Origin of the sequence: Rugamonas apoptosis, assembly GCF_014042355.1 — a bacterium.
Classification (GTDB): domain Bacteria; phylum Pseudomonadota; class Gammaproteobacteria; order Burkholderiales; family Burkholderiaceae_D; genus Rugamonas; species Rugamonas apoptosis.
Genome location: NZ_JACEZU010000003.1, coordinates 312,073 through 336,804 on the forward strand (window position 1 = coordinate 312,073; position 24,732 = coordinate 336,804).

Sequence of the window (24,732 nt, forward strand, 5' to 3'; positions counted from 1 at the left end):
TCGTTGTGATGGGATGTGGCTATCGTTTGTGTGAAACCGGTGTTGCGGAATCGTCGGGCTGTCCCGTGCGCTTGCTCCCCATTATTTAGCAAGTGAAGGCTTTTCGCAACGGCTATCGCGGTAGGGGCCGCCGGCCCGCTCCCAGCCCGGCCCCAGCGGCGTTTGCGAACAGGTGGTGGCGCCATCGAGCTTGCTGCGCCATTTGTACCAGGGCGCCGGCGCGGCCCACAGGGCGGCGCTGGCCAGCAGCAGGGTGGTTGCCAGCGTGCTGGCCAGGGCGGCCGCCAGCGGGGCCGGCAGCGGGCGGCGGCGCGACGGAGCGGGCGTCATGGCGTTCTCGCGAGGTGATTCAAGGCAGTTGCAGGGCGCACACCTGGTTGCGCCCACCTTCCTTGGCCGCGTACAGCAGCTTGTCGGCCGTGGCGATCATGGTTTGCTGGGCCGCGATGCTCTCCGGTTCGGAAAAATCGATGCTGGCCACGCCGAAGCTGGCCGTGGCGCGGATCATGTGCTCGCCGTGCGGCACGGGGTTGGAGGCCAGCGCCTGGCGCAGCCGCTCGGCCAGTTGCACCCCGCCGCGTAAATCCGTCTCCGGCAAGATCAACAGGAATTCCTCGCCGCCGTAGCGCACCACGCTGTCGATGCTGTCGCGCGTCATCGATTGCATCAGGCCGGCGAAGGTCAGCAGCACGGCGTCGCCGCCGTGGTGGCCGAAGTTGTCGTTGACGCTCTTGAAGTGGTCCAGGTCGCACATGATGACGGTCAGGCTCAGGCGGTAGCGCTGGGCGCGCGACAGTTCCGTTTCCAGCAGTTGGTCGTGCAGGTGGCGGCGGTTGAAACAGCCCGTGAGCGGGTCGCGCACGGACAGGTTCTTGAGCACGGTCTGGGCCCGGAATTCGTCGCGCCACAGCAGCTGGTAGCGGCGCGCGGCCACGTAGCCAAATACATTGGCCAGCACCAGCAGGGTGGCCATGGTGGCCAGCTCCACCTCGCGCATGTTGCCCAGCAGCCGGGCCAGTACCACGAAGCCGATGGTGGCCGTGACGGCCACCGCCAGCGCATACAGCAGCCGGTTCGGAATATAAATGTAGAGCACAATGATCAGGATGGTCATCGAGATCGCGTGCAGCGAAAACTCGGACGAACGCCACGCCGAGATCAGCAGGAAGCCGGCGCAGGCCGCCACCTCCGTGATGGTAGCCACGATGCGGGCCATGCGCAGCGAACGGGGATAGCGCCGCAACAGCATCAGGCTGGTGAGCGCGATGCCCACCACCAGCAGGCGCGCGCCCACCAGCAGCGCGCTGTGGGCCGTGTAGCCCATCCACATCACGTCGGTGATGGCGAAGCCCAGGTAGAACACGGAGCAGAACAGGAACGTCACGCGCAACTGGGCCTGGGTGTCGCCCAGGTGGTGCAGCTGGAAGCGGCGCTCGGCGTCGGCGTTGCGGAATTCGCTGCGGATGGGCGCGATGTCGAGCGCCAGGGGAGCGGGGCGGGGTCGCATCGGTTCAGCGCGGCGCCACGGCCGGTAACAGTAGCGTGAAGCAGGTACCCTGGCCCGCCGTGCTGGCCGCCTCGATACGCCCGCCCAGCACGCCGGTGATGATGTTGTGGGTGATGTACAGCCCCAGTCCGCTGCTGCCGTGGCCCAGGCGCGTGGTGTAGAACGGGTCGTAGATCCGCGCCAGCGGCGCCGCCGCGATACCCACGCCATCGTCGGCCAGCGTCAGCTCCACCTCGCCGGACGCCGTGGGGCGGGCGCGGATGGTGATGGTGCCGGCCGTGCGGCCGTCGAAGCCATGCAGCACGCTGTTGTCGAACAAATGGGTCAGGGCCTGGTCCAGCGGGCCGGGGTAGCTGTCGAGCTCCAGGTTGGGGGCGATATCTTCGATTACGGTCAGCTCGCAGTGCTTGACGGCCGCCTGCAACGGCACCACCAGTTCCGCCACCAGGCGGTCGAGCAGGAAGCGGCGCCGTTGCGAGCTGGCCGCGTCCACGGCGATGCGCTTGAAGCTGTCGACCAGGCCGGCCGCGCGCTTGAGGTTGCGCACCACCACTTCGTCCGCCTCGGCCGCCTGCGCCAGGAATTGCTCTAGCGCTGAACGGCGCAAGCCGCCTTCCACGTCCTGGCGCAGCACGCGCAGGCGCTCGCTCATGGTGGTGGTCATGATCAGGCTGTTGCCGATGGGCGTATTCAGTTCGTGCGCCACGCCCGCCACCAGCGTGCCCAGCGCGGCCAGCTTGTCGCGCCGCACCAGCTCGTCCTGGGTCATGCTCAGATTGACGAGCGCCGTGCTCAATTCTTCGTTGGCCATTTCCGCCTGTTCCTTGGCCTTGCGCAGTTCGGCCGTGCGGCTTGCCACCTGTTCCTCCAGCCGTTCCTGGTGGCGCGCCAGTTCTTCCTCGCGCCGGGCGCGCACGATGGCGATGCCGGCCAAGTGGGCGGCCACGCTGATCAGGCGCTGGTCTTCGGCGGCGGGCGAGCGCACTTCGCGGTAGTACATGGCGAACGAGCCCAGCACCTTGTCGCCGTCCAGCAGGATGGGTATCGACCAGCAAGCCCGCAAGCCATGGGGGGCGGCCAGTTGTTTGTACGGCGCCCACAGCGGATCGACCTGGATGTCGGACACGATCACCATCTCCTTGCGGAACATGGCCGTGCCGCAGGAGCCCACGCCGGGGCCGATGGCGAGGCCGTCCAGCGCGCGCAGGTAGTCGGGCGGCAGGCTGGGGCCGGCCGCCGCGGTGACGGTGCGCCCGTCCGCTTGCAGCAGCATCATCGAGCACAGCACGCCGTCGGCCTGGGACTCGATCAGCAGCATCAATTGGTCCAGTGTGGCTTGCAGCGGCGCGCCGCCGGCCACCATTTCCAGCAATTTGTTCTGGCCTTCGCGCAGCGCCTCGGCGCGCTTGCGCTGCGTGACGTCCGCCAGCCGGATGTGCATCAGGCGCCGGCCCGGCACGTCCAGCGCCACCATGCGCAGTTCGCAATCGATGGGGCGGCCGCTGCCGTGGCTGAAACGGGCTTCGAACACGCGGATATCGCCAGCCGTCACCATGGCCATCTGCTCGGCCAGCCGGTCGGCCGAACTCTTGCCGTCCGCCTGTAACGGTGGGCACAGGGCCAGCAGGCTCGATTGCAGCAGCACGCTTTCCGTGCGGCCCAACAACTGGCAGGTGCAGCGGTTCACGTTGAGCAGGCGGTTGTGTTCCAGGTCCAGCAGCAGCACCGCGTCGGGCGAGGCGGCCAGCATGGTGTGGTAATTGACTTCGAGGTCGTCCAGCCGTGGCATGGCTGGCGCGGCGTCGCGGCCCAGCTGGGCCACGATCTGCTCGGCCAATGCCGCGGCCTGGAACGGCAGGGCCAGGTAGTGGCTGGCACCGGCCGCCATGGCGCGTACGCGCTCGTCCTCGCTGGGGATGGCCGACAGCAGGAACACGGGGGCATGGACGCGCGCGCCTTGGCTGAGGCGCTGGCACAGTTCGAAACTGGCGCTGCCGGCCAGCGTCACATCCAGCAGCACCAGCGCGATGTCGCCCTGGCTGGCGGCGCTGAGTACGCTGTCACCCTTGCTGACCGAGTGCAGCACCAGGCCATGTTGCGACAGCAGGCGCTGCAGCTCGGACAGGTCCGGCGCCGAACTGGTGGCGATCAGCACAGTGTGCGCGAGGCCGGAAGGGGGCAGCTGGGTCATTGATTAAACGGATCGTTGCACTCGGGTAAGGCAAGTGTAGTACAAGATGGCGGGCGGGAGGCGGTTCGCGGCGGTGGCGGTGTCAATTTAGCCGCGTATGGCGCCTGCAATGTTGCGCAAAATGAAAAAAGCCGCGAACTCGTGAAAGTTCGCGGCTGTTTCGCGTATCCGGTAGAGTGGTGCCCACGGAGGGACTCGAACCCCCACACCTTGCGGCACATGGACCTGAACCATGCGCGTCTACCAATTCCGCCACGTGGGCACTGTTACTGCTTGCTGCTGACTGTCGCCGCATGTGCTGCAACAGAGGCACGCATCATAATGGACGACTCGGCGTCCGTCAATAGCGATGTGCGACGTTTTACGTACTTCCCGTGCGATCAGCACGGATGCGGCGCGAATGCGGCGTGGGCGGCGGCCTGGAATGAAAAAAGCCGCGGACTCGTGAAAGTCCGCGGCTTTTTCGCGTATCCGGTAGAGTGGTGCCCACGGAGGGACTCGAACCCCCACACCTTGCGGCACATGGACCTGAACCATGCGCGTCTACCAATTCCGCCACGTGGGCACTGCGTTTTACTCTTGCTCCGCCGCGTGTTCTGCGGCAGAGGCAAGATAATGAGGCATGCGCGCCGCGCCGTCAAGGGCGGCGCCGCACTTTAATTGAAATACATGGCGTTGACCTTGCCGGCCGCGTCCAGTTGCAGCAGCAGCAGGGCGCTGTCGGTGTGCGACTTGAGCAGGTAGCGGTAGACGGTGCTGCCGTTGTCGGTGCGGCTGTCGACCAGGCCGAACTGTTCCAGCGGGCCGAAACTGGCCGCCACGCTGGCGTAGGCGTCGAACGCGCCGCCAGCCAGGCGGGCCGCCTCGCTGGCCGTGTAACGTTCCGGGTGGAAGGTGTTGTTGAGTACGTCGTCCACCAGGCTGCGCGCCAGCGCCCCCACTTGCGGTTGCGGGTCGGGTACGGTCTGCCATGCCAGCGTGGGATTGATGCGGGCCACGATGCCGGCCGAGATGCGTTCGGGCAGGGCGTCGCCCTGGTTGGTGAACACGATCACGGTCAAGCCTTCGCGGTAGTGGCGTTCGAACTGCGTGTGGAAGCCTTGCACATGGCCGTTGTGCCACACGTAAGGATGGCCGTTGATGGCGTCCGGCACCCAGCCCATGCCGTACTGGGCCACGCTGCCGTCGTTCAGCACGGCGGGCGTCCACATGATGTCGCGCGACTGGCGGGTGAGGATGCGCTCGCCGTACAGGGCCGCGTCCCATTTGGCCAGGTCGGGCGCGCTCATGCGCAGGCCGCCGGCCGCGTCATCGTCGCCGGGGAACAGGGCGTTCTCCGGTTGCCAGCCGTTGTCCCACAGGTAGCCCGACGCTTCCGTGCCCGGCGCGGAAGGCGCGGTGACGAGCGCGGCCGTGCTCATGCCCAGCGGCGTGAAGATGCGGCGCTGGAGGAAATCGAAGTAGGGCAGGCCGCTGATTTTCTCGATCACCATGCCCGCCATGAAGTACCCCATGTTGCTGTAGCTGTGGGTGCTGCCGGGCGGCGTGTCGAGCGCAATCGTGCCCATCAGGCTGATCAATTCGTCTTGCGTGTAGTGGTGCTGCGGGTCGTACAGCGGCGCCAGTTGCTGCTGGAAGTCGCGCGGGAAGCCGGCCGTGTGCTGCAGCAGCTGGCGCACGGTGATGTCCTTCCAGCTGGCCGGCGCAGTGGGGAACAGCTGCGCGATGTGCTGGTCCAGCGACAGTTTGCCGTCCTGTACCAGCAGCATGACGCCGGCCGCAGCGAACTGCTTGGTGACGGAGCCGATGTGGTAGATGGTGTCCGGCGCGGCGGCCTGCTTCAGTTCGATGTTGGCCAGGCCGTAGCCTTTTTGCAGGATGGGGGTGCCGTTGCTGGCCACCAGCACGGTCAGGCCGGGAATGTGCTGCTTGCTCATCTGCGCCTGCACGTAGCTGTCGATGTCGGCCAGGGTGGCGTTGCTGATGACGGTGGTGGCGGCCGTCACGTCCGGCGCGGTGGCCGATTTTTCGTTGGAGCCGCAGGCGCACAGCGCGGCGGCCAGGACGGCGGCGGTAAGGCATTGCTTGATCATGGTGGGAGCCTCTTGCGGTTGGCCCGATGCCTCGCATGGGATCGGTATGGCCGGCAGTGTCGGGCTTGCTTGCTGTATTGGCAATGGCCGATGGCGAAGGCGTGCGCGGCGGCACTGGTGGTATCGCGCCATGACACCGGCTGGCGCGCGGGCGGGGCAGAAATGAAAAAAGCCGCAGACTCGTGAAAGTCTGCGGCTTGTTCCTGTATCCGGTAGATGGTGCCCACGGAGGGACTCGAACCCCCACACCTTGCGGCACATGGACCTGAACCATGCGCGTCTACCAATTCCGCCACGTGGGCACTGCGGGCTGTAGCTGTTCGCTACAACGTTGCAACGGGGCGTATCTTACTGGAGTGCAAGCGTCGTGGTCAATGGCGAAATAGGGCTTAATATGAAATATTTTCAGTGCGCAGTTTCGACATTTCACGTTCGGAAATGAAAAAAGCCGCAGACTCGTGAAAGTCTGCGGCTTTTTTGCGTATCCGGTAGAGTGGTGCCCACGGAGGGACTCGAACCCCCACACCTTGCGGCACATGGACCTGAACCATGCGCGTCTACCAATTCCGCCACGTGGGCACTGATGCTTCTCAACAACTTCTGCTATTATAGCGATCGGGAGAGTTTTGCGCCAGATGAACTTTCATTCCTTACTGCACATCAACTCTGTCTTACGCTTCCCGCTTTGCCGCTGTCCGTAGACGTTGTCGCCGCGAGAGACCAGAATTATAGAGCAAACTTGTGGGATGTCAAAGGTGGTCGCGTAAAAATTTTCCAAAAATTTCTGAGCCCGGACGGCCCCATGTTAGGTAAAGCGGGCCGATACGAAGTACACTACGCGCTATCACCGTGTCAATATAGGTGGCCGGTCGCAGTCGTCGGGCAACCACTTGGTCCCCAGTGAACACTGTCAATAATAAAACTATAGAAATACTTTTGAGCCAAATTACCCATATCCCTAGCCGGGAGGAAATCCTCGGCATCTTCCGTGGCGCCAAGGCGCCGCTCGATCTGCGCGCCCTCGCCAAATCGTTGAAAGTCGGCACGGAGGCGCAAGCCATCCTGACGCGCCGCCTGAACGCCATGGTGCGCGATGGCCAATTGATGGCCGACCAGGACACGGGCTGCTTCGTGCTGGCCGACCTGAGCGGCTTCATCGCCGGCCGCGTTACCAGCCACCGCGACGGTTTCGGCTTCGTCATTCCGGACGAACCGGGCGACGATCTGTTCCTGCCTGAAAAGGAAATGCAGAAAGTGCTGCATGGCGACCGCGTGCTGGCCAAGGTGGTCGGCGTGGATCGCCGCGGCCGTCCGGAAGGCACCATCGTGGAAGTGGTGCAGCGCGCCAATACCCACATCATCGGCCGCCTGCACAACGAGAACGGCGCCTGGATCGTGGCGCCGGAAGACCAGCGCATCTCGCAGGACATCCTGGTGGCCGGCGGCGTCGGCAAGGCCAAGTCCGGCCAGGTGGTCAGCGTGGAGCTGACGGAACAACCGATGCGCTTCAAGCAGCCGGTGGGCAAGATCGTCGAAGTGCTGGGCGAACTGGACGACCCCGGCATGGAAATCGAAATCGCCGTGCGCAAGTTCGGCGTGCCCCACATCTTCTCGGACGGCGCCCTCAAGCAGGCCGCCAAGCTGCCCGACGTGGTGCGTCCGGCCGACCTGGCCGACCGCGTCGATTTGCGCGACGTGCCGCTGGTGACCATCGACGGCGAAGATGCGCGCGACTTCGACGATGCCGTCTACTGCGAACCGGTCAAGATCGGCCGCACCAAGGCCTATCGCCTGATCGTGGCCATCGCCGACGTCAGCCACTACGTCAAGCCGAACGATGCGCTGGACCTGGATGCGCTGGAGCGCAGCACCTCGGTCTACTTCCCGCGCCGCGTGATTCCCATGCTGCCCGAGAAGCTGTCGAACGGTTTGTGCTCGCTGAACCCGGCCGTGGATCGCCTGACCCTGGTGTGCGACGCCGTCGTCACGGCCAAGGGCGAGATCAAGGCTTACCAGTTCTACCCGGCCGTGATCCACTCGGCCGCGCGCCTGACCTATACGCAAGTGGCCGATATCCTGGGCAATACCAAGGGGCCGGAGGCGGCGCGCCGTCCCGGCATCGTGCCGCATTTGCTGAACCTGTACGAGGTGTACCAGGCACTGCTCAAGGCGCGCCTGGAACGCGGCGCGATCGACTTCGAGACGACGGAAACCTACATCGTCTGCAACCCGTCGGGCAAGATCGAGAAGATCATTCCGCGCACCCGCAACGATGCGCACCGCCTGATCGAGGAATGCATGTTGACGGCCAACGTGTGCGCGGCCGACCTGCTGATCCGCCACAAGCACCCCGGCACCTACCGCATCCACGCCAGCCCGACGGCCGAAAAGCTCAAGCAGGTACGCACCTTCCTCAAGCAGGCCGGCCTGCATCTGGACGGCGGCGACAAGCCGACGGCGGCCCACTACGCGGAACTGATGCGCGAAGTGAAGCTGCGGCCCGACGCGTCGCTGCTGCAGACCATGCTGCTGCGCTCCATGCAGCAAGCCGTCTACAGCCCGGACAACATCGGCCACTTCGGCCTGGCCTATGAGGCGTATGCCCACTTCACCAGCCCGATCCGCCGCTATCCTGACTTGCTGACCCACCGCGCCATCAAGGCTATTTTGCTGGGCAAGAAGTACGAGCCCAAGCTGACGGAAAAGAGCGTGTTGAACACCAACGTGTCGAACGCCACCCGCAAGCAGCAGGCCAAGGACAAGGCGGAAGGGCGCGAGAAGAAAGCGGCCGACCTGACCGTGTGGGACGCGCTGGGCGTGCACTGCTCGGCCAACGAACGCCGCGCCGACGAAGCGTCGCGCGACGTGGAAGCATGGCTCAAGTGCTACTTCATGCAGGACAAGCTGGGCGAGGAATTCACGGGCCTGATCACGGGCGTGACCACGTTCGGCATCTTCGTCCAGCTGGACCAGTTGTTCGTCGAAGGCCTGGTGCATGTGACCGACCTGGGCGCCGACTACTTCCAGTACGACGAAGCGCGCCATGAACTGCGCGGCGAACGTACGGGCCAGCGTTACCAGCTGACCGACCGCGTCACCGTGCAGGTGGTGCGGGTGGACCTGGAGGCGCGCAAGGTGGACCTGCGCCTGGCCGGTGTGCCGGAACGCGAAACGGCGCCCGCCAAGGGTGGCCGTGGCGCGCCTTCGCCGGCGCCGGGCAAGGCCAACGTCAAGCCGGGCCCGCGCACGGAACGCCAGCCGCGCTTCGAAGCGGCCAGCGCCGGCAAGGCCAAGGCCAGCAAGACCAAGGCGACGGCCAGCAAGGCCAAGCCGAAACGCAAGACCAATGCCGCGGCGAGTGCCGCGGTAGCACCCCGGGCAGCCAAGCCTGCCTCAAAAAGTAAGAAGAAGCGATAGACAATGAAGAATAAAATGATTTTTGGTTTCCATGCGGTGACCTCGCGCCTGCGTCACGAGGCTAGCTCCGTGGAAGAGATCTTCATCGACGCCGGCCGCACCGACCGTCGCATGCAGGATCTGGTGGCCGCCGCCAAGGCCGCCGGCGTACGTGTGATGCCGGTCGATTCGTCGCGCCTGGACAAGATCGTCGGCACCCGCCGCCACCAGGGCGTGATCGCCTTCGCGTCCCAGCTGGCGCTGGCGCGCAACCTCGATGAACTGCTGGACGCCATCGACGGCCCGCCGCTGCTGCTGATCCTGGACGGCATCACCGATCCCCACAACCTGGGCGCCTGCCTGCGCGTGGCCGATGGCGTGGGTGCCCATGCCGTGATCGTGCCCAAGGACCGTGCCGTGGGCTTGAACGCCACGGCCGCCAAGGTGGCCAGCGGCGCGGCCGAGACCGTGCCTTACATCACCGTGACCAACCTGGCGCGCACCATGCGCGAGCTGAAGGAACGCGATATCTGGCTGATCGGCACCTCTGACGACGGCGAAAAAGGCTTGTACGAAGGCGACTTCACCGGCCCCACGGCACTCGTCATGGGCTCGGAAGGCGAGGGCATGCGCCGCCTCACGCGCGAAACCTGCGACGTGTTGGTGAGCATTCCCATGTTTGGTTCCGTCGAGAGCCTGAACGTGTCCGTGGCCTCGGGCGTCTGTCTGTACGAAGCCCGCCGCCAGCGCATGGCCAAGGAAGGCTGACCTTCCTGCCCATTCTGGCGGCGCCGCAACGGGGCCGCCGGCTGTTCACCCGCCGTCCCCGCCGTTCCCCCGCCAGCAATTCCGGACCGGATACGCTACCATAGCTATCCGGTCACCTTGTTTCCCCGTCACTAAAGTCCGCACCATGTTCCGTCACTTGCGCCAAGACATCAACAGCATCATCGAACGCGACCCCGCCGCCCGCAACGCCTGGGAGGTGCTGACGTGTTATCCGGGCCTGCAGGCCATCGTGATGCACCGCTGGGCGCACTGGTGCTGGACCCATGGCCTGAAGTGGTTCGGCCGCTTCATTTCCTACCTGGCCCGCATCATCACCGGCATCGAGATCCACCCCGGCGCCACCATCGGCCGGCGCGTGTTCATCGACCACGGCTTTGGCGTGGTGATCGGTGAAACGGCCGAGGTAGGCGACGATTGCACCATCTACCAGGGCGTGACCCTGGGCGGCACCTCGCTGCACACGGGCAGCAAGCGCCACCCCACGCTGGAGCGGGGCGTGATCGTCGGCGCCGGCGCCAAGGTGCTGGGCGCCTTCACCGTGGGCGAATACGCCAAGGTGGGTTCTAACGCCGTGCTGCTCAAACCCGTGCCGCCCGGCGCCACGGCGGTCGGCAATCCGGCCCATATCGTGCAGAAGGAGGCGGCCCACTCGAGCGCCAGCGCGGCGGCCAACCTGTTCACGGCATATGGTGTGACGGCCAACGGCGACGATCCGCTGTCGAAGGCGCTGCACGCGCTGATTAACCACGCCGTGACGCAGGAGAAGCAGATCGAGCGCGTGGTGGCCGTGATGAAGGCGGCCGGCCTGAGCTGCCCAAGCGTGCCTGAGTGTGATAAATTCGATTCGGCCCAACTGAACAAGCTTGTCGATTAAGGAAGCAGATGAACATGGCATCGTCGCCGGAAGGCACTGAAGTACTGGACCCGTTTGAAATCCGCGTGCTGGCCGTGCTGGCCGAGAAGGAAGGACTGACGCCGGATAACTATCCGATGTCGCTGAACGCCATCACCAACGGCTGCAACCAGTTGTCGAGCCGCGATCCCGTGATGTCGATCTCGGAGGAGACCGTGGCCGACGTGCTGCAGCGGCTGATGCAGCGCAAGCTGGTGAACGGCATCACGCAGGCGGGCGCGCGCGTGACCAAGTACGAACACCGCATGCGCATCAAGTGGTCGCTGGAGCAGGACAAGCTGGCCGTGCTCACCATCCTGATGCTGCGCGGTTTGCAGACGGCGGGCGAGATCCGTACGCGTAGCGGGCGGCTGCATGACTTCAAGAGCGTGGCCGACGTGGAACATGCGCTGCAGTTCCTGATCGATAAATATCCGCCTATCGTGGCACGACTGGCGCTGGCGCCTGGCACCAAGGAGCCGCGCTACGGCCAACTGCTGGGCGGTGAGGATGCGCTGGCGCGCGAGGAAACGGCGGCCGGTTATGCCGGCGCCGTGAGCGCGCCCCAGCAGGGCAGCCGCGTGGCGCAGCTGGAGCAGGAAGTGCAGCAGTTGCGGCGCGACTTCGACGACCTGTCGGCCCAGTTCGCGGAGTTTCGCAAGCAGTTTGAGTGAATCACGGCGGCGCTTGCCGCCGCAAATCGAATAAATGCACGCGGTGCCTGGCGCCGCGTGTTCTCTCGCTGTTCTCGTTTTCTTAACCTTCCTCGCGCCGGCGCCGCATCCACACGGCCACGGCGATCATCGCCACGCCAGCGGCCACGCCCAGCCACAGGCCGGGCTGGCTCAAGGTGGCCCACGACGATCCATACACGCTGTCGCCGCGCAGCAGCTGATGGTCTTCCACGTTGGTATGCAGGAACCACGATCCCGGCGCCACGCCCAGCAGGATGCGGGCCACGATGGCGTGCATGAACCAGCCGGAATCGACACCCAGGTGCAGCACCTTGTCGGCCCAGCCCATCAGCATGGCCGCCAGCAGCGGCCCGCCCACGGCCCACAGGAACACCTTGGAGCGCGCCATGCTCGACACCATCAGCAGCCAGCCCACCGTGGGCAGCGCCCACAGCACGTAGACCGGCAGCAGCGACACCACGCGCAGCGGCGCCAGGTACAGGTCGGGCGTGGCCAGCACGGCGCCAAACAGGTTGGAGCCATGCATTAACAGCATGCCGCAGGCGGCCAGCAGCAACAGCAGCGATTCCACGGTGCCGATGGCGATCACGATCAATGGCGCGACCATCAACGCCAGCGCGACCTTGGACAGCACGGTGGCGCGGTCCGAGATGGGCAGCGACTTCCAGAACAGGATGCTGCGGTCGCGCCGCTCGTCGTGCAGCGCGCCCAGGCAGTAGAAGAACACCAGCACGCCCAGCATCATGAACAGGGGCAGGGCGGCGGCCATGTAGTGCCGGGTCATGGTGGCCGCCACGCCGGCGCGCGCGTGGCCTTGCACGACGATGTCGCCGATGGGGCCACCCACGCCATCCACCTCGTAGGTAAAGTTATGCCCCAACAGCAGGGCGGTGCCGGCCAGCAGCGCGATCAGGACGGCCGCCGCCAGCGGCGCCCACAGCAGCATCCCCTTGTGTTCCCAGATTTCGCGCCGGATCAGCCATTTCATCGTGTTCATGCGTAGGTTCCTTTCATCGTCGCCACGAACAGGTCGGCCACGCTGGGGGTGCGGGTTTCGCCGAAGTTGTCGAGCTGGGTGCGGGCCACGCCGTCGAACAGCATCACGGCCTTGCCGAATACGTTGCGCTGGCTCAGTGGCTGCAGCGCGTTGGCGGCGGCCACGAACTGCGGTTCCACCATCACTTCCGTGAAGCGGTCGCCCACTTCATCCATCGAGGCGGACAGCGTGATCTTGCCTTCGCGGATGAACATCAGGTCGGTCAGGATGTGCTCCACTTCCTCGATCTGGTGGGTGGTGATGAGGATGGTCTTGTTCTCGTCGAAGTAGTCCTCCAGCAGGTTCTGGTAGAACTGCTTGCGGTACAGGATGTCCAGCCCCAGCGTGGGTTCGTCCAGCACCAGCAGGCGCGCGTCGATCGCCATTACCAGCGCCAAGTGCAGTTGCACCACCATGCCCTTGGACATGGCCTTGACCTTCATGTCCATGGACAGCTTGGTGCTGGCCAGGTAGCGTTCGGCCTTGGCGCGGTCGAAGCGCGGGTGCACGCCTTGCACGAAGTCGAGCGCCTCGCGCACCCGCAGCCAGCGCGGCAGGATGGCCACGTCGGCGATGAAGCACACCTGGTTCATCAGTTCTTCGCGCTGGGTGCGCGGATCCAGCCCCAGCACGGACAGTTCGCCGTCGAACGGCGTCAAGCCCAGCATGGCTTTCAGGGTGGTGGTCTTGCCGGAGCCATTGGGGCCGATCAGGCCCACCACGCGGCCGGGCTGGATCTCGAAGCTGGCGTCGTCCAGCGCCGTCTGTTTGCCGTAGCGCTTGACGAGGTGGCGGGCCGTGACGATGGCGCTCATGATGGCGCTCCCGGTTGGGCCGCTTTCAGCAGCTGCTCCAGGTCCAGGCCCAGGCGGCGGATGCGCGCCACCATGGCCGGCCATTCCTCGCGCACGAAGCGCTCCCGTTCCGTAGCCAGCAATTTGTCGCGGGCGCCGTCGATGACATACATGCCTAGTCCCCTTCGTTTTTCTACGAGCGATTCGTCCACCAGCTCCTGGTAGGCGCGTGAGACAGTGATCGGATTGAGTTGATAATCGGCCGCCACCTGGCGCACCGAGGGCAGGGCGTCGCCCGGTTTGAGCAGTCCGTCCAGCATCATGCCCACTACGCGCTCCTTGAGCTGGCGGTAGATGGGCGTGTGTTCGTTCCAGCCTATGTTCATGGCGGTTTCCGGGGTTGTGGTGGTGTTGTAGTGAACTATAACACTGAATGTTAAAAAGGCAAGCTAATTTACCATGCGTGCCGCGTACCCGCCAGCGGATGTGGAATAATGGCGCACTTTACTCAGCCAGGAATTTGAAAGCATCCACCATGACCATCCTCACCAAACACGGCGCCCTGCGGCGCTGGATCACCGTGCGCGGCACGCCGCTGCTGCTGGCTGGCCTGCTGGGTGCCTGCGCCACCCTGATCGGTCCGCGCCAGGTCGAGCTGCCGCAAGAGCGTTTGCAGCACAGCATGGAGCGCCGCTTCCCCATGCACCAGCGGGCGCTGGGCATCCTGGAGGTGGAACTGAGCCACCCACAATTGACTATCCTGGACCAGAACGACCGCGTGTCGCTGTCGCTGGACGCCAGCGTGGCACCGCTGCTGGCGCGCCAGTCGTGGAACGGCAGCATGGCCATTTCCGGCCGGCTTACCGTGGACCGGGCCCGCAACGCTGTCTATCTGGCCGATGCCCATGTGGACCGTTTTGTGTTCGATGGCCTGGATGAAGGCCGCCAGCGCCAGGTGGCCAGCATCGCCAACCTGCTGAGTGAAAAGGTGGTGCGCGAGATGCCGATCTACACCTTCCGTCCGGAAGACTTGCGCTACGCGGGCGTGCAGTTCGCGCTGACAGGCATCGGCACCCGTCCCGGCGCGCTGGTGGCTACGGTGGAACCGGCCCAGTAAGCACCATGGCGCAAGCATCGGATACACTGGGCGAGGGCTTGTTGCAACAGGGTGTGGCCAGTCGCAGCGCGCTGGCCGTGGCCATGCTGCGCGCCGCCCACCAGTTGCTGGACCAGCCGCCGTTGTTCAACGATCCGGTGGCGCTGTCCATCCTTGGTCCGGAACATGAGGCCGCGGTGCGTGCCGGCCCCAATCAGTTCGATGTGGGCATACGGCGCATGGTGCGCATGGCCATGGCCGTGCGCAGCCGGCTGGCCGAGGACGAGCTGGCGCAGGCCGTCGCGCGCGGCGTCACGCAATACGTGGTGCTGGGCGCGGGCCTGGACAGCTACGGCTGGCGTTCCCACCCGCCGGGCTTGCAGGTGTTCGAAGTGGACCATCCGGCCACCCAGGCCTGGAAGCGCGGCCTGTTGCAACAGGCGGGATTGGCCACGCCCGCCAACGTGCGGTTCGTCCCCGTCGATTTCGAGCGCGACCGCCTGACCGATGCGCTGCGGACGGCCGGCTGCCGGCTCGATCAGCCGGTCTTCTTTTCCTGGCTGGGCGTGACGCTGTACCTGACCCGTGTAGCCATCTTCGATACGCTGGACATGGTGGCCCAACTGCCCGCCGGTAGCGCCATCGTGTTCGATTATGGGATCACGCCGTCCATGCTGGAACCCGTGGAGCAGTGGGGCGTGAACCAGTTGGTGCGCAAGTACGCGGCCGAGGGCGAGCCGTGGATTTCCTTTTTCGCCCCCGAGGCACTGGCCGGCGAGCTGCGCACGCTGGGCTTCAGTGCCGTTGCCGATTTCGGCCCCGCCGCACTGGCGGCCCGCTACCTGGCCGGCTGCCCCTACCTCACCCGTTTCGGCGGCGCCACGCATTTAATGCTGGCCACCGTATAAATTCCTTCCCTTCACACCTGCATTTCGCGCCGCGTGGCTGCATTTGGCGCCGCGGCGGCGCCGTTTTATCGCTTCGCCACCGCCGTTTGGGCTGGACGCGGCATAGTGGTGACACTTCTTCAACAAACCAACGGAGTCCACCATGTTGCAGCAAATCGTCAGCCACACCCCGATCTATGTCTGGTTCATCCTGGCCTTCCTGATTTCGCGCGGCGTGGCCGCCAGCGCCGATCGCGACGTCACCATGCGTAACCTGGTCGTCATTCCCGCCGTAATGCTGGTGCTGTCCTGGCTCGATATCAACAACAAGTTCGGTTTCGACGGCCTGGTGGCAGCCGGCTGGGTGGCGGGTGCGTCGATCGGCGCCGGCCTTGTATGGCGCAATTTCGACAGCAGCAGCATCGCCTGCGATCCGGCCAGCGGCGCGATCCGCCTGCGCGGCAGCTGGCTGCCGCTGGCGCTGATGATGGCGATCTTCTGCACCAAATACGTGGTGGCCGTGCTGGTGGCGATGCAGCCCGCCGCCCGCGAGAACTCCCTGTTCGTGGCGGCCGTGTGCATCGTGTTCGGTATGTTCAACGGTGCCTTCCTGGGCCGCCTGGCATGCCAGATGGCCGTCTGGCAGCGTGCCGCCGGCCCGGTGCGGGCTTGAGCGGAAGCGGATTTCCCAGCCCGGCGGCGATGCAGGTTGTCGGCGCCGGGCTTAGGTCCTACAATCGGCCCCATCGAATTTTCTGATTGGGCAGTCATGGCGATTTTTGGCATAGGTTTGCATGTGCTGGTGGCGTTGTTCTTCGCCGTGCACGTGATCCGCAGCGGGCAGCAGATGTACTGGCTGCTGATCCTGTTCTCGTTCCCCATGTTGGGCAGCATCGTCTATTTCATCGCGATCTACCTGCCCAATTCGCGGCTCGACCATGGCGCCCGCAAGGTGGTGGCCGCCGCCGCCCGCTCGCTGGACCCCACGCGTGAACTGCGCGAGGCGCGCGCCGCGTTTGATTACACCCCCACCGCGCAAAACCAGATGCGCCTGGCCGCCGCCCAGCTGGCGGCGGGCGATGCCGATGGCGCCACCGCCAGCTACGAGGCATGCCTGCAAGGCCCGTTCTCTGGCGACCTGGAGATCCGCTACGGCGCCGCGTGCGCCAACGTGGCCGGCAAGCGGGCGCAGGCCGCCATCGCCCACCTGGAACTGATACGCCAGCGCGACCCCAATTTCCGCGCCGAGCCAGTATCGCTGCTGCTGGCGCAGGCGCTGGCCGGCGCGGGGCGCCAGGATGAGGCCAAGGCGGAGTTTGAATTCGCGCTGGCGCGTTTCGGCAGCTTCGCCGCCCGCGCCGAATTCGCCATCTGGGCCGCCGCCACGGGCGACGCGGCGCTGGCGCGCCAGCTCTATCCCGAACTGGAACGCACCATGGCACGCTGGAACGGCGCCACCCGCGATATGAACGCGGCGCTGATCCGCCGTCTGAACTCGGCCATGGGCGGCATCCGCTAAGGCGCTTTAGCGTTCCACAGCCCGTTCGATCACCAGCACGCGCGCTTCGCCGCGCGGATGGGCCACGTGGGCGCAGCCTTCGCCGGCGAAGAACACGTCGCCCGCATGCAGCAGGGCGCTGCCTTCCTCACCCGCCTCGCGGTACAGCATCTCGACCGTGCCATCGAGCACGGCGAACACTTCCTCGCCGTCGTTGACGTGCCATTCGAACGGCTGATCGGTCCAGTGCAGGCGGCTGGAAATGCCGTTCATGGTGGCGATGTCGATCGCGCCCCAGGCGCGGCTGGCCGTGAATTCGCGGCTTCGGATGACTTTCATGCATATTCCCTTTCCGTGAGGCGGGCCGCGCGCACCATGCGGCGACCCATGGCGGTAGTGTGGCCGCATGCGCCGCGCGCCAACAGTGGCCCGAATACACATCTTCGATATAATCGGGCCATTCATTTATCTGGCCGGGAGCGGCATGCAAACCCACACCATCGCCGTGCTGGCATTCGACGGCATCAGTCCATTCCATCTGTCCGTGCCGTGCAATGTGTTCGGCGCCGACTGCAACGAAGGCAGCCAGCGCCGCATCGCCTTGCTGGTGTGCGCCCAGCAGCGTGGCCTGCTGCGCACCAGCGCCGGTTTCGATATCCAGGTCCATCACGGCCTGACGGCGCTGGCCCGGGCCGACACGGTGATCGTACCCAGCTGGACCAGCCCGGACGACGTGCCGCCGCCGGCGCTGCTGCGGGCCTTGCGCGCGGCCCATGCGCGCGGCGCGCGCGTGGTGGGGCTGTGCCTGGGCGCGTTCGTGCTGGCGGCGGCCGGTCTGCTGGATGACCGTCCCGCCACCACGCACTGGCAAGGCGCGGACGCGCTGGCGCGCCGCTACCCGCGCGTGCGCGTGCAGCCGGACGTGCTGTATGTGGACGATGGCGATGTGCTGACCTCGGCCGGCACGGCGGCCGGTATCGATTGCTGCCTGCACCTGCTGCGCTCCTTGAGCGGGAGCGCCGTGGCCAGCCATGTGGCGCGCTGCATGGTGGTGCCACCGCACCGGCAGGGCGGCCAGGCCCAGTACGTGGAGCGGCCGATGGCCGATGCGGCCGGTGGCGAGCGCTTCCTGGCATTGCTGGACTGGCTGGGCCGCCATCTGCACCAGCAACATGACCTGGACGCGCTGGCCGGGCGCGCGTTGATGAGCCGCCGCAGTTTCACGCGCCGTTTCCGGCAGGTGACGGGAACCACTGTGGTGCAGTGGCTGTTGGTGCAGCGGCTGGCGCTGGCGCGGCAACTGCTGGAGACGAGCGAACACTCGGTAGAGCGGGTGGCGGAGCTGGCCGGATTCGGCTCGGCGCTGTCGCTGCGCCAGCATTTCGGCAAAACGCTGGGCACCACGCCCAGCCGCTACCGGCGCGAATTCGGCGGCGCGTGAGCACGTGTGTATGCGTGCCTGAGCGCTAGGGGCGCTGATGCGCCTTGCGCTCCTCCTCGGTCCCATGGGAACTGCGGACGGCGCCGCCGGTGGCCGTGATAGCCTGGTTGATCTTGTCCATCACCAGCGGCGAGATGTCGCGGCTGCACACAATATAGCGTTTCAGGCCAGGCGGCATGTCGGGAAAATCGAGCCGGGTGGTCGACTGCAGGATCGGTTCGTGCCGGTGCACGTATTCCCAGTCTTCGCGGTCGACCAGCATGATCGAGGCCCGGCCCACGCTCAGCATGCGCATCATGGACGTGGTGTCGACCGTGCGGCGCATCATCTGGTTGGCGCTGTGGGCGATCATGGCGTCCAGTTCCGGGCCGTAGGACACGCCATCGACCACCCCCAGCGTCAGTTCCTGGTCCGCCAGCAGCGCGGCCAGCGTGGCATGGGTCTTCACGCGCGCCAGCGCGGCGCCGGACACCAGCACGCTGTGCGGTGGATCGATGGAGATCGGCAGCGTGTATTGTCCCACCGCTTCCCGCTCCGGCAGGCGGTACCAGCTGAACGAGCAGTAGTTGGTGGCGCCGTGGCTGAAATTGGCCCAGATCCGCTTCTGCGGTTCGGGCGCCAGGCGGGTGGCGATGCCGGCGGCGGCGAAGATGGCTTGCGTGCGTTCCAGCAGAAAGCCTTTGGGCACGCCGTTATCGAGGTAGTGGTAGGGCGGCTTGTCGCGCCAGCTGACGGTGATGGTGGGCGAGGCCGCCGCGGCGACGCTTCCGCCCAGCAGCATGAATACTGCCAGCATGGCGGGGCGTGGGTTGTTCAGGGCGGTCAGCATATGCCGCCGATTATAGGCAGCGCGCCGGGGAAAGTCACGCCGGTAGCGAACCTGCAACGCTGGCGCAGGTTCAGGCGGCCAGCGTGCCGTCCAGGTTGTGGCGCGTGATGGCGCCTTGCGCGTCGATGGCGATCCAGCCGCCGCGCGGCGGACTGGCGTCCGGCTCCCAGTCCGGCAGCACGTAACGGCGCGTGTCGCCCACCGTGTGCAGGGCGGGGCGGTGGGTGTGGCCGTGGATCATGACGCGCGCGCCCGTGTCCGCGAACACGGCGGCGATGGCGGGCGGCGCCACGTCCATGATCTCGTACGATTTGCTGCCCTGGTCCTCGCGGCTGCGCGCGCGCATGCCAGCGATGATGGCCTTGCGCTGAGCCAGCGGCATGGCCACGAACTGCTGCTGCCATTGGGGCTGGCGCACCATGGCGCGGAATTCCATGTACTTGCTGTCGTCCGTGCACTGGGCGTCGCCGTGCAGCAGCGCCACGCGCTGGCCGCCGATGTCGGCCACGTGGATTTCCGGCAGCAGGGTCAGTCCAGCCGCTTGCGCGAAGCCGGCGCCGGCCAGGAAATCGCGGTTGCCGGCGATCCAGTACACGGCCACGCCGGCATCGGCCACGCGGCGCAGCGCCGCGATGATTTGCTGGTGATAGGGATCGTGCAGGTCGTCGTCGCCGGCCCAGTATTCGAACAGGTCGCCCAGCAGGTACAGTTGCCGCGCATGGCGCGCATGCTGGTCCAGGAAGGCCAAGAAAGCGTTGGTGGTATGCGGGGGGGACGCTTGCAGGTGCAGGTCGGAGATAAATAAGGCGAGTGGGGGCGATGTGGGCATTGCTGAAATCCAGAAAGACCGCCGCAGCGGGTACGGCGGCCTTGTACTAAATGCCGATTAAGCGGCGGCTTCCACTTTTTCGATGATCACATCTTCCGCTGGCACGTCGGCGAACATGCCGCTGCGGGTGGTCTTGACCTTACGGATCGCGTCCACCACGTCGGTGCCGTCGGTCACTTTACCGAACACGGCGTAGCCCCAGCCGTCCTGGCCTGGGTAGTCCAGGAAGCTGTTGTTTTTTACGTTGATGAAGAACTGTGCCGAAGCCGAGTGTGGCGCCGAGGTGCGGGCCATGGCCAGGGTGTAGGGCTCGTTCTTCAGGCCGTTCTTGGCTTCGTTTTCGACCGTGGTGTCGGCTGGCTTCTGCTTCATGCCTGGCTCGAAACCGCCGCCCTGGATCATGAAACCGTCGATCACGCGGTGGAAGATGGTGTTGTCGTAGTGGCCGGCGGTCATGTAGGCGAGGAAGTTGGCGACCGTCTTCGGTGCTTTTTCAGCGTCCAGTTCGGCGGTGATCTTGCCCATGTTGGTGGTGATGATAACGGTGGTCATAATGCATCCTGTGTTGATTGAGTTGTTATTTAAGAAGTCATTTTGAAACAACTTCCAAGTACTGTCCCGGCGGGCGCCAAGCGCGTGACCGGGGGCAAACCGCTATTTTACAGTTTTGGCTGCACGGGAGTCTTCAAAATCGTGGCCGAGGTGATCACGACCGGTACCACGGGCACATTCTGGAACATGCCTTTGTCGTCCACCAGCACGCCCTTGATCTTGTCGACCACTTCCTGGCCCTTCACCACCTTGCCGAACACGGTATAGCCGAAGCCGTCGCGGCCGGGGTAGTTGAGCGGCTCGTTGTCGGCCACGTTGATGAAGAACTGGGCCGTGGCCGAGTGCGGGTCGGCCGTGCGGGCCATGGCGATGGTGTAGGGGGCGTTGGTCAAACCGTTGTTGGCTTCGTTCTGCACCGGCTTTTTGGTGGGCTTTTGCTTGAGATTGGTGTCGAAACCGCCGCCCTGGATCATGAAACCGTCGATCACGCGGTGGAAGATGGTGCCCTTGTAGTGGCCGCTTTTTACGTATTGCAGGAAGTTGTCCACCGTCTTGGGCGCCTTGTCGTGGTCCAGTTCGACGACGATCTCGCCCATGGAGGTTTTCATCGACACTTGCGGCGTGGCGTCGGCCGCCAGCACGGCGCCGGACAGGGCCACGCCCGCGAACAGGCTCATGAATTTGCCGACGGTGGGCAGGCGTTGTTGCAGGGTGGAAAGCATGTTGGGTTCCTGGTCAGAAGGGATGTGCTTAAAAGTAAAGTAATTGAATATTCGCAGGGTGCTGCAAAAAACCTAAGGTAGATCGGGCCAGCCGGGATTTTATCAATGCTATACTTGACGACGACGTTCCATTCTAACCCGACAAGGTTGGAAAAAAGAACAATAACGAGGACCCCGTCAGTTTCCAAGGTGATAACACGCGTGCCGGCGCCGCACCCTCCAGTGTGGGCGCCACGGCGTCGTATTGCCAACTGGCCGGTGCCTGCATAACAGCAAGAGTGCGATGAGTAATTTAAAGATTTACAACACGCTGGCGCGTGACAAGCAGACTTTCGTTCCCATGGTGGCCGGTAAAGTGGGCATGTATGTCTGCGGCATGACCATCTACGATTACTGCCACATCGGCCACGCCCGCATGATGATGGCGTTCGACGTGATCTACCGCTGGCTGCGCGCCAGTGGCTACGACGTCAACTACGTGCGCAACATCACCGATATCGACGACAAGATCATCAAACGCGCCGTGGAGAACGGCGAGTCGATCTCCCAGTTGACGGCCCGCTTCACCCGGTACATGGATGAGGACACCACGGCGCTGGGCATCCTGCCGCCCACCCAGGTGCCGCGCGCCACTCAGTACGTGCCGCAGATGCTGGCCCTGATCGAACAACTGGAAAGCAAGCAACTGGCCTACCAGGGCGCCGATGGCGACGTCAATTACGCCGTGCGCAACTTTCCCCAATATGGCCGCCTGTCCGGCAAGTCGCTGGACGATCTGCGCGCCGGCGAACGGGTGGACGTCAACACGGGCAAGCGCGATCCGCTCGACTTCGTGCTGTGGAAGTCGTCCAAGGAATCGGAACCGGAAGAAGTGAAATGGGACTCCAAGTGGGGCAAGGGCCGTCCGGGCTGGCACATCGAGTGCTCGGCCATGTCGTGCGCGCTGCTGGGCGAACAGTTCGACCTCCACGGCGGCGGCGCCGACCTGCAGTTCCCGCACCATGAGAACGAGATCGCCCAGTCCGAAGGCGCGTTCGGCCACACCATGGTCAACTACTGGATCCACAACGGCTTCGTGCGGGTCGATAACGAGAAGATGTCCAAATCGCTGGGCAACTTCTTCACCATCCGCGACGTGCTGAAGAAATACGACGCCGAAGTGGTGCGTTTCTTCATCCTGCGCGCCCACTACCGCAGCCCGCTGAACTACTCGGACGCCCACCTGGACGACGCCCGCGGCGCCCTCACGCGCCTGTACACGGCGCTCGATGGCGTGGACGGCGACGGCCAACCGCTGGACTGGAACGAGGAACATGCCAAGCGCTTCGCGGACGCCATGGACGACGACTTCAACACCCCGCTGGCCGTGGCCGCGCTGTTCGACCTGGCCACGGAACTGAACAAGTCCAAATCGCCCGTGCTGGCGCGCCAGCTCAAGGGCCTGGCCGGCGTGATCGGCCTGCTGGAGCGCACGCCGCAGCAGTTCCGCCAAGCCAGCGTGGGCGAGGCCGCCGGGCTGGACGAAGCGGCCATCGCCGACGCCATCGCGCGCCGCAAGGCCGCCAAGCAGGCGCGCGATTTTGCCGAGTCGGACCGCATCCGCGCCGGGTTGCTGGCGGCCGGCGTGATCCTCGAAGACAAGCCTGACGGCAGCACCAACTGGCGCCGCGCATAATGGTCCCCGCCAAGGAGATGAACGTGGGCGGCGCCGCCGCCACTGCGACGGCGGCCGTGCCGCCGTACTGGGAAGAGGCCAAGATCGAGCTGATGAAGCGGGACCGCATCATGAAGAAGCTGATCCCGCAATTTGGCGACCTGCACCTGGTCGGCCATGACGACCCGTTCACCACCCTGGCCCGTTCCATCGTGGGACAGCAAGTGAGCACCAAGGCGGCCGACACGGCCTGGCGCAAGCTGCTGCTGGCTTGCCCCAAGTGCACCCCGGCGCAAGTGCTCAAGGCCGGCGCCGAGCAATTGGCGGCCTGCGGCCTGTCCAAGCGCAAGACGGAATACATACTCGACCTGGCTGACCACTTCAAGGCGCGCCGCGTGCACGCCAGCCAGTGGGACCAGATGGACGACGAGGCCGTGATCGCGGAACTGGTGCAGATCCGCGGCATCACCCGCTGGACGGCCGAGATGTTCCTGATCTTTAACCTGCTGCGCCCCAACGTCTTGCCGCTGGACGACCCTGGCCTGATCCAGGGCATCAGCGTCAATTATTTTTCCGGCGAACCCGTCTCGCGCAGCGATGCGCGCGAGGTTTCGGCCAATTGGGAACCCTGGCGCACGGTGGCCACCTGGTACTTATGGCGTAGTCTGGACCCGGTTCCTGTAGAATAATGACTCTAATCGCCAGGTGCGGCATTTTTGAGCCTGCCTGGCTGAGCAAAAACACGGAGGTACAATGACTAAAACGACTTTCCTCAACTTCGAGCAACCGATCGCGGAACTCGATTCCAAGATCGAAGAGTTGCGCTTCGTCCAGGACGATTCGGCGGTCGACATCTCGGAGGAGATCGATCGCCTGGCCAAGAAGAGCCAGCAGCTGACCAAGGATATCTACGCCAAGCTGACCCCTTGGCAGGTCGCGCAGATCGCGCGCCACCCGCAGCGCCCCTACACCATGGACTACGTGAACGAAATCTTCACCGACTTCCATGAACTGCACGGCGACCGCAGCTACGCGGACGACCTGTCCGTGGTGGGCGGCCTGGCCCGCTTCAACGGCCAGGCCTGCATGGTGATCGGCCACCAGAAAGGCCGCGACACCAAAGAGCGCGCCATGCGTAACTTCGGCATGCCCAAGCCGGAAGGCTACCGCAAGGCCATGCGCCTGATGAAGCTGGCCGAAAAATTCGGCATCCCGATTTTCACCTTCGTCGACACCCCGGGCGCCTTCCCCGGTATCGACGCGGAAGAGCGCGGCCAGTCGGAAGCGATCGGCCACAACCTGTACGTGATGGCGGAACTGAAAGTGCCGCTGATCGCCACCATCATCGGTGAAGGCGGTTCCGGCGGCGCGCTGGCCATCGCCGTGGGCGACGCCGTGCTGATGCTGCAATACGCCACCTATTCCGTGATCTCGCCGGAAGGCTGCGCCTCCATCCTGTGGAAGACCTCCGAGCGTGCCGCCGACGCGGCCGAAGCGCTGGGCCTGACGGCGCACCGCCTGAAAGCCATGGGCCTGATCGACAAGATCGTCACCGAACCGCTGGGCGGCGCCCACCGCGATCCCAAGCAGATGGCCACGCTGCTCAAGCGCGCGCTGGCCGACTCGCTGCGCCAGTTCCACGGCATGAAGACCAAGGACCTGCTGTCGGCACGCCATGAGAAGCTGATGAGCTACGGTAAGTTCAAGGAAACGACGCCGCAGGAATAAGCACGGGGCGAGCGCCCCTGGCATGAACACGAACCGGGGACGGGCCACCGCGCGGGGAAGCGATTCCCCGGCGCGCGGCCCGTCCCCGGTTTTATCTTTTTGG

At 65.1% G+C, this 24,732-nt stretch carries 24 protein-coding genes and 4 tRNA genes; 12 read left to right on the plus strand and 16 right to left on the minus strand.

Going from position 1 to position 24,732, the window contains the following annotated elements; translation table 11 throughout:
• Positions 1 to 81: 81 nt before the first annotated feature.
• The 8 genes from H3H39_RS08010 to H3H39_RS08045 all read right to left on the minus strand — a co-directional run bounded on the left by H3H39_RS08010 (position 82) and on the right by H3H39_RS08045 (position 6,370).
• The gene (locus H3H39_RS08010; protein WP_229217925.1) at positions 82 to 330 is read right to left on the minus strand and encodes a hypothetical protein; all 249 of its coding nucleotides are present in this window, start codon (positions 328 to 330) and stop codon (positions 82 to 84) included.
• A 19-nt stretch (positions 331 to 349) separates the two neighbouring features.
• The gene (locus tag H3H39_RS08015) at positions 350 to 1,507 is read right to left on the minus strand and encodes a GGDEF domain-containing protein (RefSeq protein ID WP_220461467.1); all 1,158 of its coding nucleotides are present in this window, start codon (positions 1,505 to 1,507) and stop codon (positions 350 to 352) included.
• Between the two features lie 4 nt (positions 1,508 to 1,511).
• Positions 1,512 to 3,698, minus strand: a complete 2,187-nt coding sequence (locus tag H3H39_RS08020) for an ATP-binding protein (protein ID WP_182152836.1) — start codon at positions 3,696 to 3,698, stop codon at positions 1,512 to 1,514.
• Positions 3,699 to 3,875: 177 nt separating this feature from the next.
• Positions 3,876 to 3,960: transfer RNA gene (locus H3H39_RS08025), tRNA-Leu, on the minus strand.
• A gap of 218 nt (positions 3,961 to 4,178) precedes the next feature.
• Positions 4,179 to 4,263 (minus strand) — tRNA-Leu (locus H3H39_RS08030).
• 91 nt (positions 4,264 to 4,354) lie between these two features.
• Complete coding sequence (locus H3H39_RS08035) at positions 4,355 to 5,791, minus strand: serine hydrolase domain-containing protein (RefSeq protein ID WP_182152837.1); 1,437 nt, start codon at positions 5,789 to 5,791, stop codon at positions 4,355 to 4,357.
• Positions 5,792 to 6,008: 217 nt separating this feature from the next.
• Positions 6,009 to 6,093 (minus strand) — tRNA-Leu (locus H3H39_RS08040).
• 192 nt (positions 6,094 to 6,285) lie between these two features.
• Positions 6,286 to 6,370 (minus strand) — tRNA-Leu (locus H3H39_RS08045).
• 357 nt (positions 6,371 to 6,727) lie between these two features.
• On the opposite strand from H3H39_RS08045, the gene rnr reads away from it, so the two are divergent.
• The 4 genes from rnr to H3H39_RS08065 all read left to right on the plus strand — a co-directional run bounded on the left by rnr (position 6,728) and on the right by H3H39_RS08065 (position 11,542).
• Positions 6,728 to 9,208: a ribonuclease R gene (gene rnr, locus H3H39_RS08050; protein WP_182152838.1), complete on the plus strand. Its 2,481-nt coding sequence runs from the start codon at positions 6,728 to 6,730 to the stop codon at positions 9,206 to 9,208.
• Between the two features lie 3 nt (positions 9,209 to 9,211).
• On the plus strand, positions 9,212 to 9,955 hold the full coding sequence (rlmB, locus tag H3H39_RS08055) for a 23S rRNA (guanosine(2251)-2'-O)-methyltransferase RlmB (protein WP_182152839.1): 744 nt from the start codon (positions 9,212 to 9,214) through the stop codon (positions 9,953 to 9,955).
• A gap of 145 nt (positions 9,956 to 10,100) precedes the next feature.
• Positions 10,101 to 10,850: a serine O-acetyltransferase gene (gene cysE / locus H3H39_RS08060; protein ID WP_182152840.1), complete on the plus strand. Its 750-nt coding sequence runs from the start codon at positions 10,101 to 10,103 to the stop codon at positions 10,848 to 10,850.
• A 14-nt stretch (positions 10,851 to 10,864) separates the two neighbouring features.
• A complete protein-coding gene (locus H3H39_RS08065; RefSeq protein ID WP_182152841.1) occupies positions 10,865 to 11,542 on the plus strand; it encodes a YceH family protein in 678 nt (225 codons plus the stop codon).
• Positions 11,543 to 11,624: 82 nt separating this feature from the next.
• On the opposite strand, the gene H3H39_RS08070 is transcribed toward H3H39_RS08065, so the two are convergent.
• Genes H3H39_RS08070 through H3H39_RS08080 form a run of 3 tightly spaced genes read right to left on the minus strand, consistent with a single transcriptional unit; the run spans position 11,625 to position 13,779 of the window.
• Positions 11,625 to 12,560, minus strand: a complete 936-nt coding sequence (locus H3H39_RS08070) for a hypothetical protein (RefSeq protein WP_182152842.1) — start codon at positions 12,558 to 12,560, stop codon at positions 11,625 to 11,627.
• Positions 12,557 to 13,414, minus strand: a complete 858-nt coding sequence (locus H3H39_RS08075; protein ID WP_182152843.1) for an ABC transporter ATP-binding protein — start codon at positions 13,412 to 13,414, stop codon at positions 12,557 to 12,559. Before H3H39_RS08075 ends, H3H39_RS08070 begins: the two co-directional genes overlap by 4 nt.
• Positions 13,411 to 13,779, minus strand: coding sequence for a GntR family transcriptional regulator (locus H3H39_RS08080; RefSeq protein WP_182152844.1), 369 nt, complete (start codon positions 13,777 to 13,779; stop codon positions 13,411 to 13,413). Before H3H39_RS08080 ends, H3H39_RS08075 begins: the two co-directional genes overlap by 4 nt.
• Positions 13,780 to 13,928: 149 nt before the next feature.
• On the opposite strand from H3H39_RS08080, the gene H3H39_RS08085 reads away from it, so the two are divergent.
• The 4 genes from H3H39_RS08085 (at position 13,929) to H3H39_RS08100 (ending at position 16,895) form a co-directional block, all read left to right on the plus strand.
• Positions 13,929 to 14,510 (plus strand): DUF1439 domain-containing protein, encoded by a 582-nt coding sequence (locus H3H39_RS08085; RefSeq protein WP_182152845.1) that lies wholly within the window; start codon positions 13,929 to 13,931, stop codon positions 14,508 to 14,510.
• Positions 14,511 to 14,515: 5 nt separating this feature from the next.
• Positions 14,516 to 15,397, plus strand: coding sequence for a class I SAM-dependent methyltransferase (locus H3H39_RS08090; RefSeq protein ID WP_182152846.1), 882 nt, complete (start codon positions 14,516 to 14,518; stop codon positions 15,395 to 15,397).
• A 142-nt stretch (positions 15,398 to 15,539) separates the two neighbouring features.
• Entirely contained in the window at positions 15,540 to 16,049 is a 510-nt protein-coding gene (locus H3H39_RS08095) for a DUF6622 family protein (protein ID WP_182152847.1), read from the plus strand.
• Positions 16,050 to 16,145: 96 nt separating this feature from the next.
• Entirely contained in the window at positions 16,146 to 16,895 is a 750-nt protein-coding gene (locus tag H3H39_RS08100) for a hypothetical protein (protein WP_182152848.1), read from the plus strand.
• A 6-nt stretch (positions 16,896 to 16,901) separates the two neighbouring features.
• Here H3H39_RS08100 and H3H39_RS08105 read toward each other — a convergent pair whose 3' ends face one another.
• Positions 16,902 to 17,213 carry a cupin domain-containing protein gene (locus H3H39_RS08105; RefSeq protein WP_182152849.1) on the minus strand — a complete coding sequence of 104 codons (312 nt, stop codon included), beginning with the start codon at positions 17,211 to 17,213 and terminating at the stop codon, positions 16,902 to 16,904.
• Positions 17,214 to 17,358: 145 nt separating this feature from the next.
• Between H3H39_RS08105 and H3H39_RS08110 the strand changes: the two genes are divergently transcribed.
• Positions 17,359 to 18,315, plus strand: coding sequence for a helix-turn-helix domain-containing protein (locus tag H3H39_RS08110; protein ID WP_182152850.1), 957 nt, complete (start codon positions 17,359 to 17,361; stop codon positions 18,313 to 18,315).
• A 25-nt stretch (positions 18,316 to 18,340) separates the two neighbouring features.
• On the opposite strand, the gene H3H39_RS08115 is transcribed toward H3H39_RS08110, so the two are convergent.
• The 4 genes from H3H39_RS08115 to H3H39_RS08130 form a co-directional block, all read right to left on the minus strand.
• Positions 18,341 to 19,144 carry a transporter substrate-binding domain-containing protein gene (locus tag H3H39_RS08115; protein WP_182152851.1) on the minus strand — a complete coding sequence of 268 codons (804 nt, stop codon included), beginning with the start codon at positions 19,142 to 19,144 and terminating at the stop codon, positions 18,341 to 18,343.
• Between the two features lie 70 nt (positions 19,145 to 19,214).
• The gene (locus tag H3H39_RS08120; protein ID WP_182152852.1) at positions 19,215 to 19,973 is read right to left on the minus strand and encodes a UDP-2,3-diacylglucosamine diphosphatase; all 759 of its coding nucleotides are present in this window, start codon (positions 19,971 to 19,973) and stop codon (positions 19,215 to 19,217) included.
• A 57-nt stretch (positions 19,974 to 20,030) separates the two neighbouring features.
• The gene (locus H3H39_RS08125) at positions 20,031 to 20,525 is read right to left on the minus strand and encodes a peptidylprolyl isomerase (RefSeq protein ID WP_182152853.1); all 495 of its coding nucleotides are present in this window, start codon (positions 20,523 to 20,525) and stop codon (positions 20,031 to 20,033) included.
• Positions 20,526 to 20,632: 107 nt separating this feature from the next.
• Complete coding sequence (locus H3H39_RS08130) at positions 20,633 to 21,247, minus strand: peptidylprolyl isomerase (protein ID WP_182152854.1); 615 nt, start codon at positions 21,245 to 21,247, stop codon at positions 20,633 to 20,635.
• A gap of 283 nt (positions 21,248 to 21,530) precedes the next feature.
• Between H3H39_RS08130 and cysS the strand changes: the two genes are divergently transcribed.
• The 3 genes from cysS to H3H39_RS08145 all read left to right on the plus strand — a co-directional run bounded on the left by cysS (position 21,531) and on the right by H3H39_RS08145 (position 24,629).
• A complete protein-coding gene (gene cysS / locus H3H39_RS08135; protein ID WP_182152855.1) occupies positions 21,531 to 22,922 on the plus strand; it encodes a cysteine--tRNA ligase in 1,392 nt (463 codons plus the stop codon).
• Positions 22,922 to 23,590, plus strand: coding sequence for a DNA-3-methyladenine glycosylase family protein (locus H3H39_RS08140; RefSeq protein ID WP_182152856.1), 669 nt, complete (start codon positions 22,922 to 22,924; stop codon positions 23,588 to 23,590). Before cysS ends, H3H39_RS08140 begins: the two co-directional genes overlap by 1 nt.
• 64 nt (positions 23,591 to 23,654) lie before the next feature.
• The gene (locus H3H39_RS08145; RefSeq protein ID WP_182152857.1) at positions 23,655 to 24,629 is read left to right on the plus strand and encodes an acetyl-CoA carboxylase carboxyltransferase subunit alpha; all 975 of its coding nucleotides are present in this window, start codon (positions 23,655 to 23,657) and stop codon (positions 24,627 to 24,629) included.
• Positions 24,630 to 24,732 lie beyond the last annotated feature (103 nt).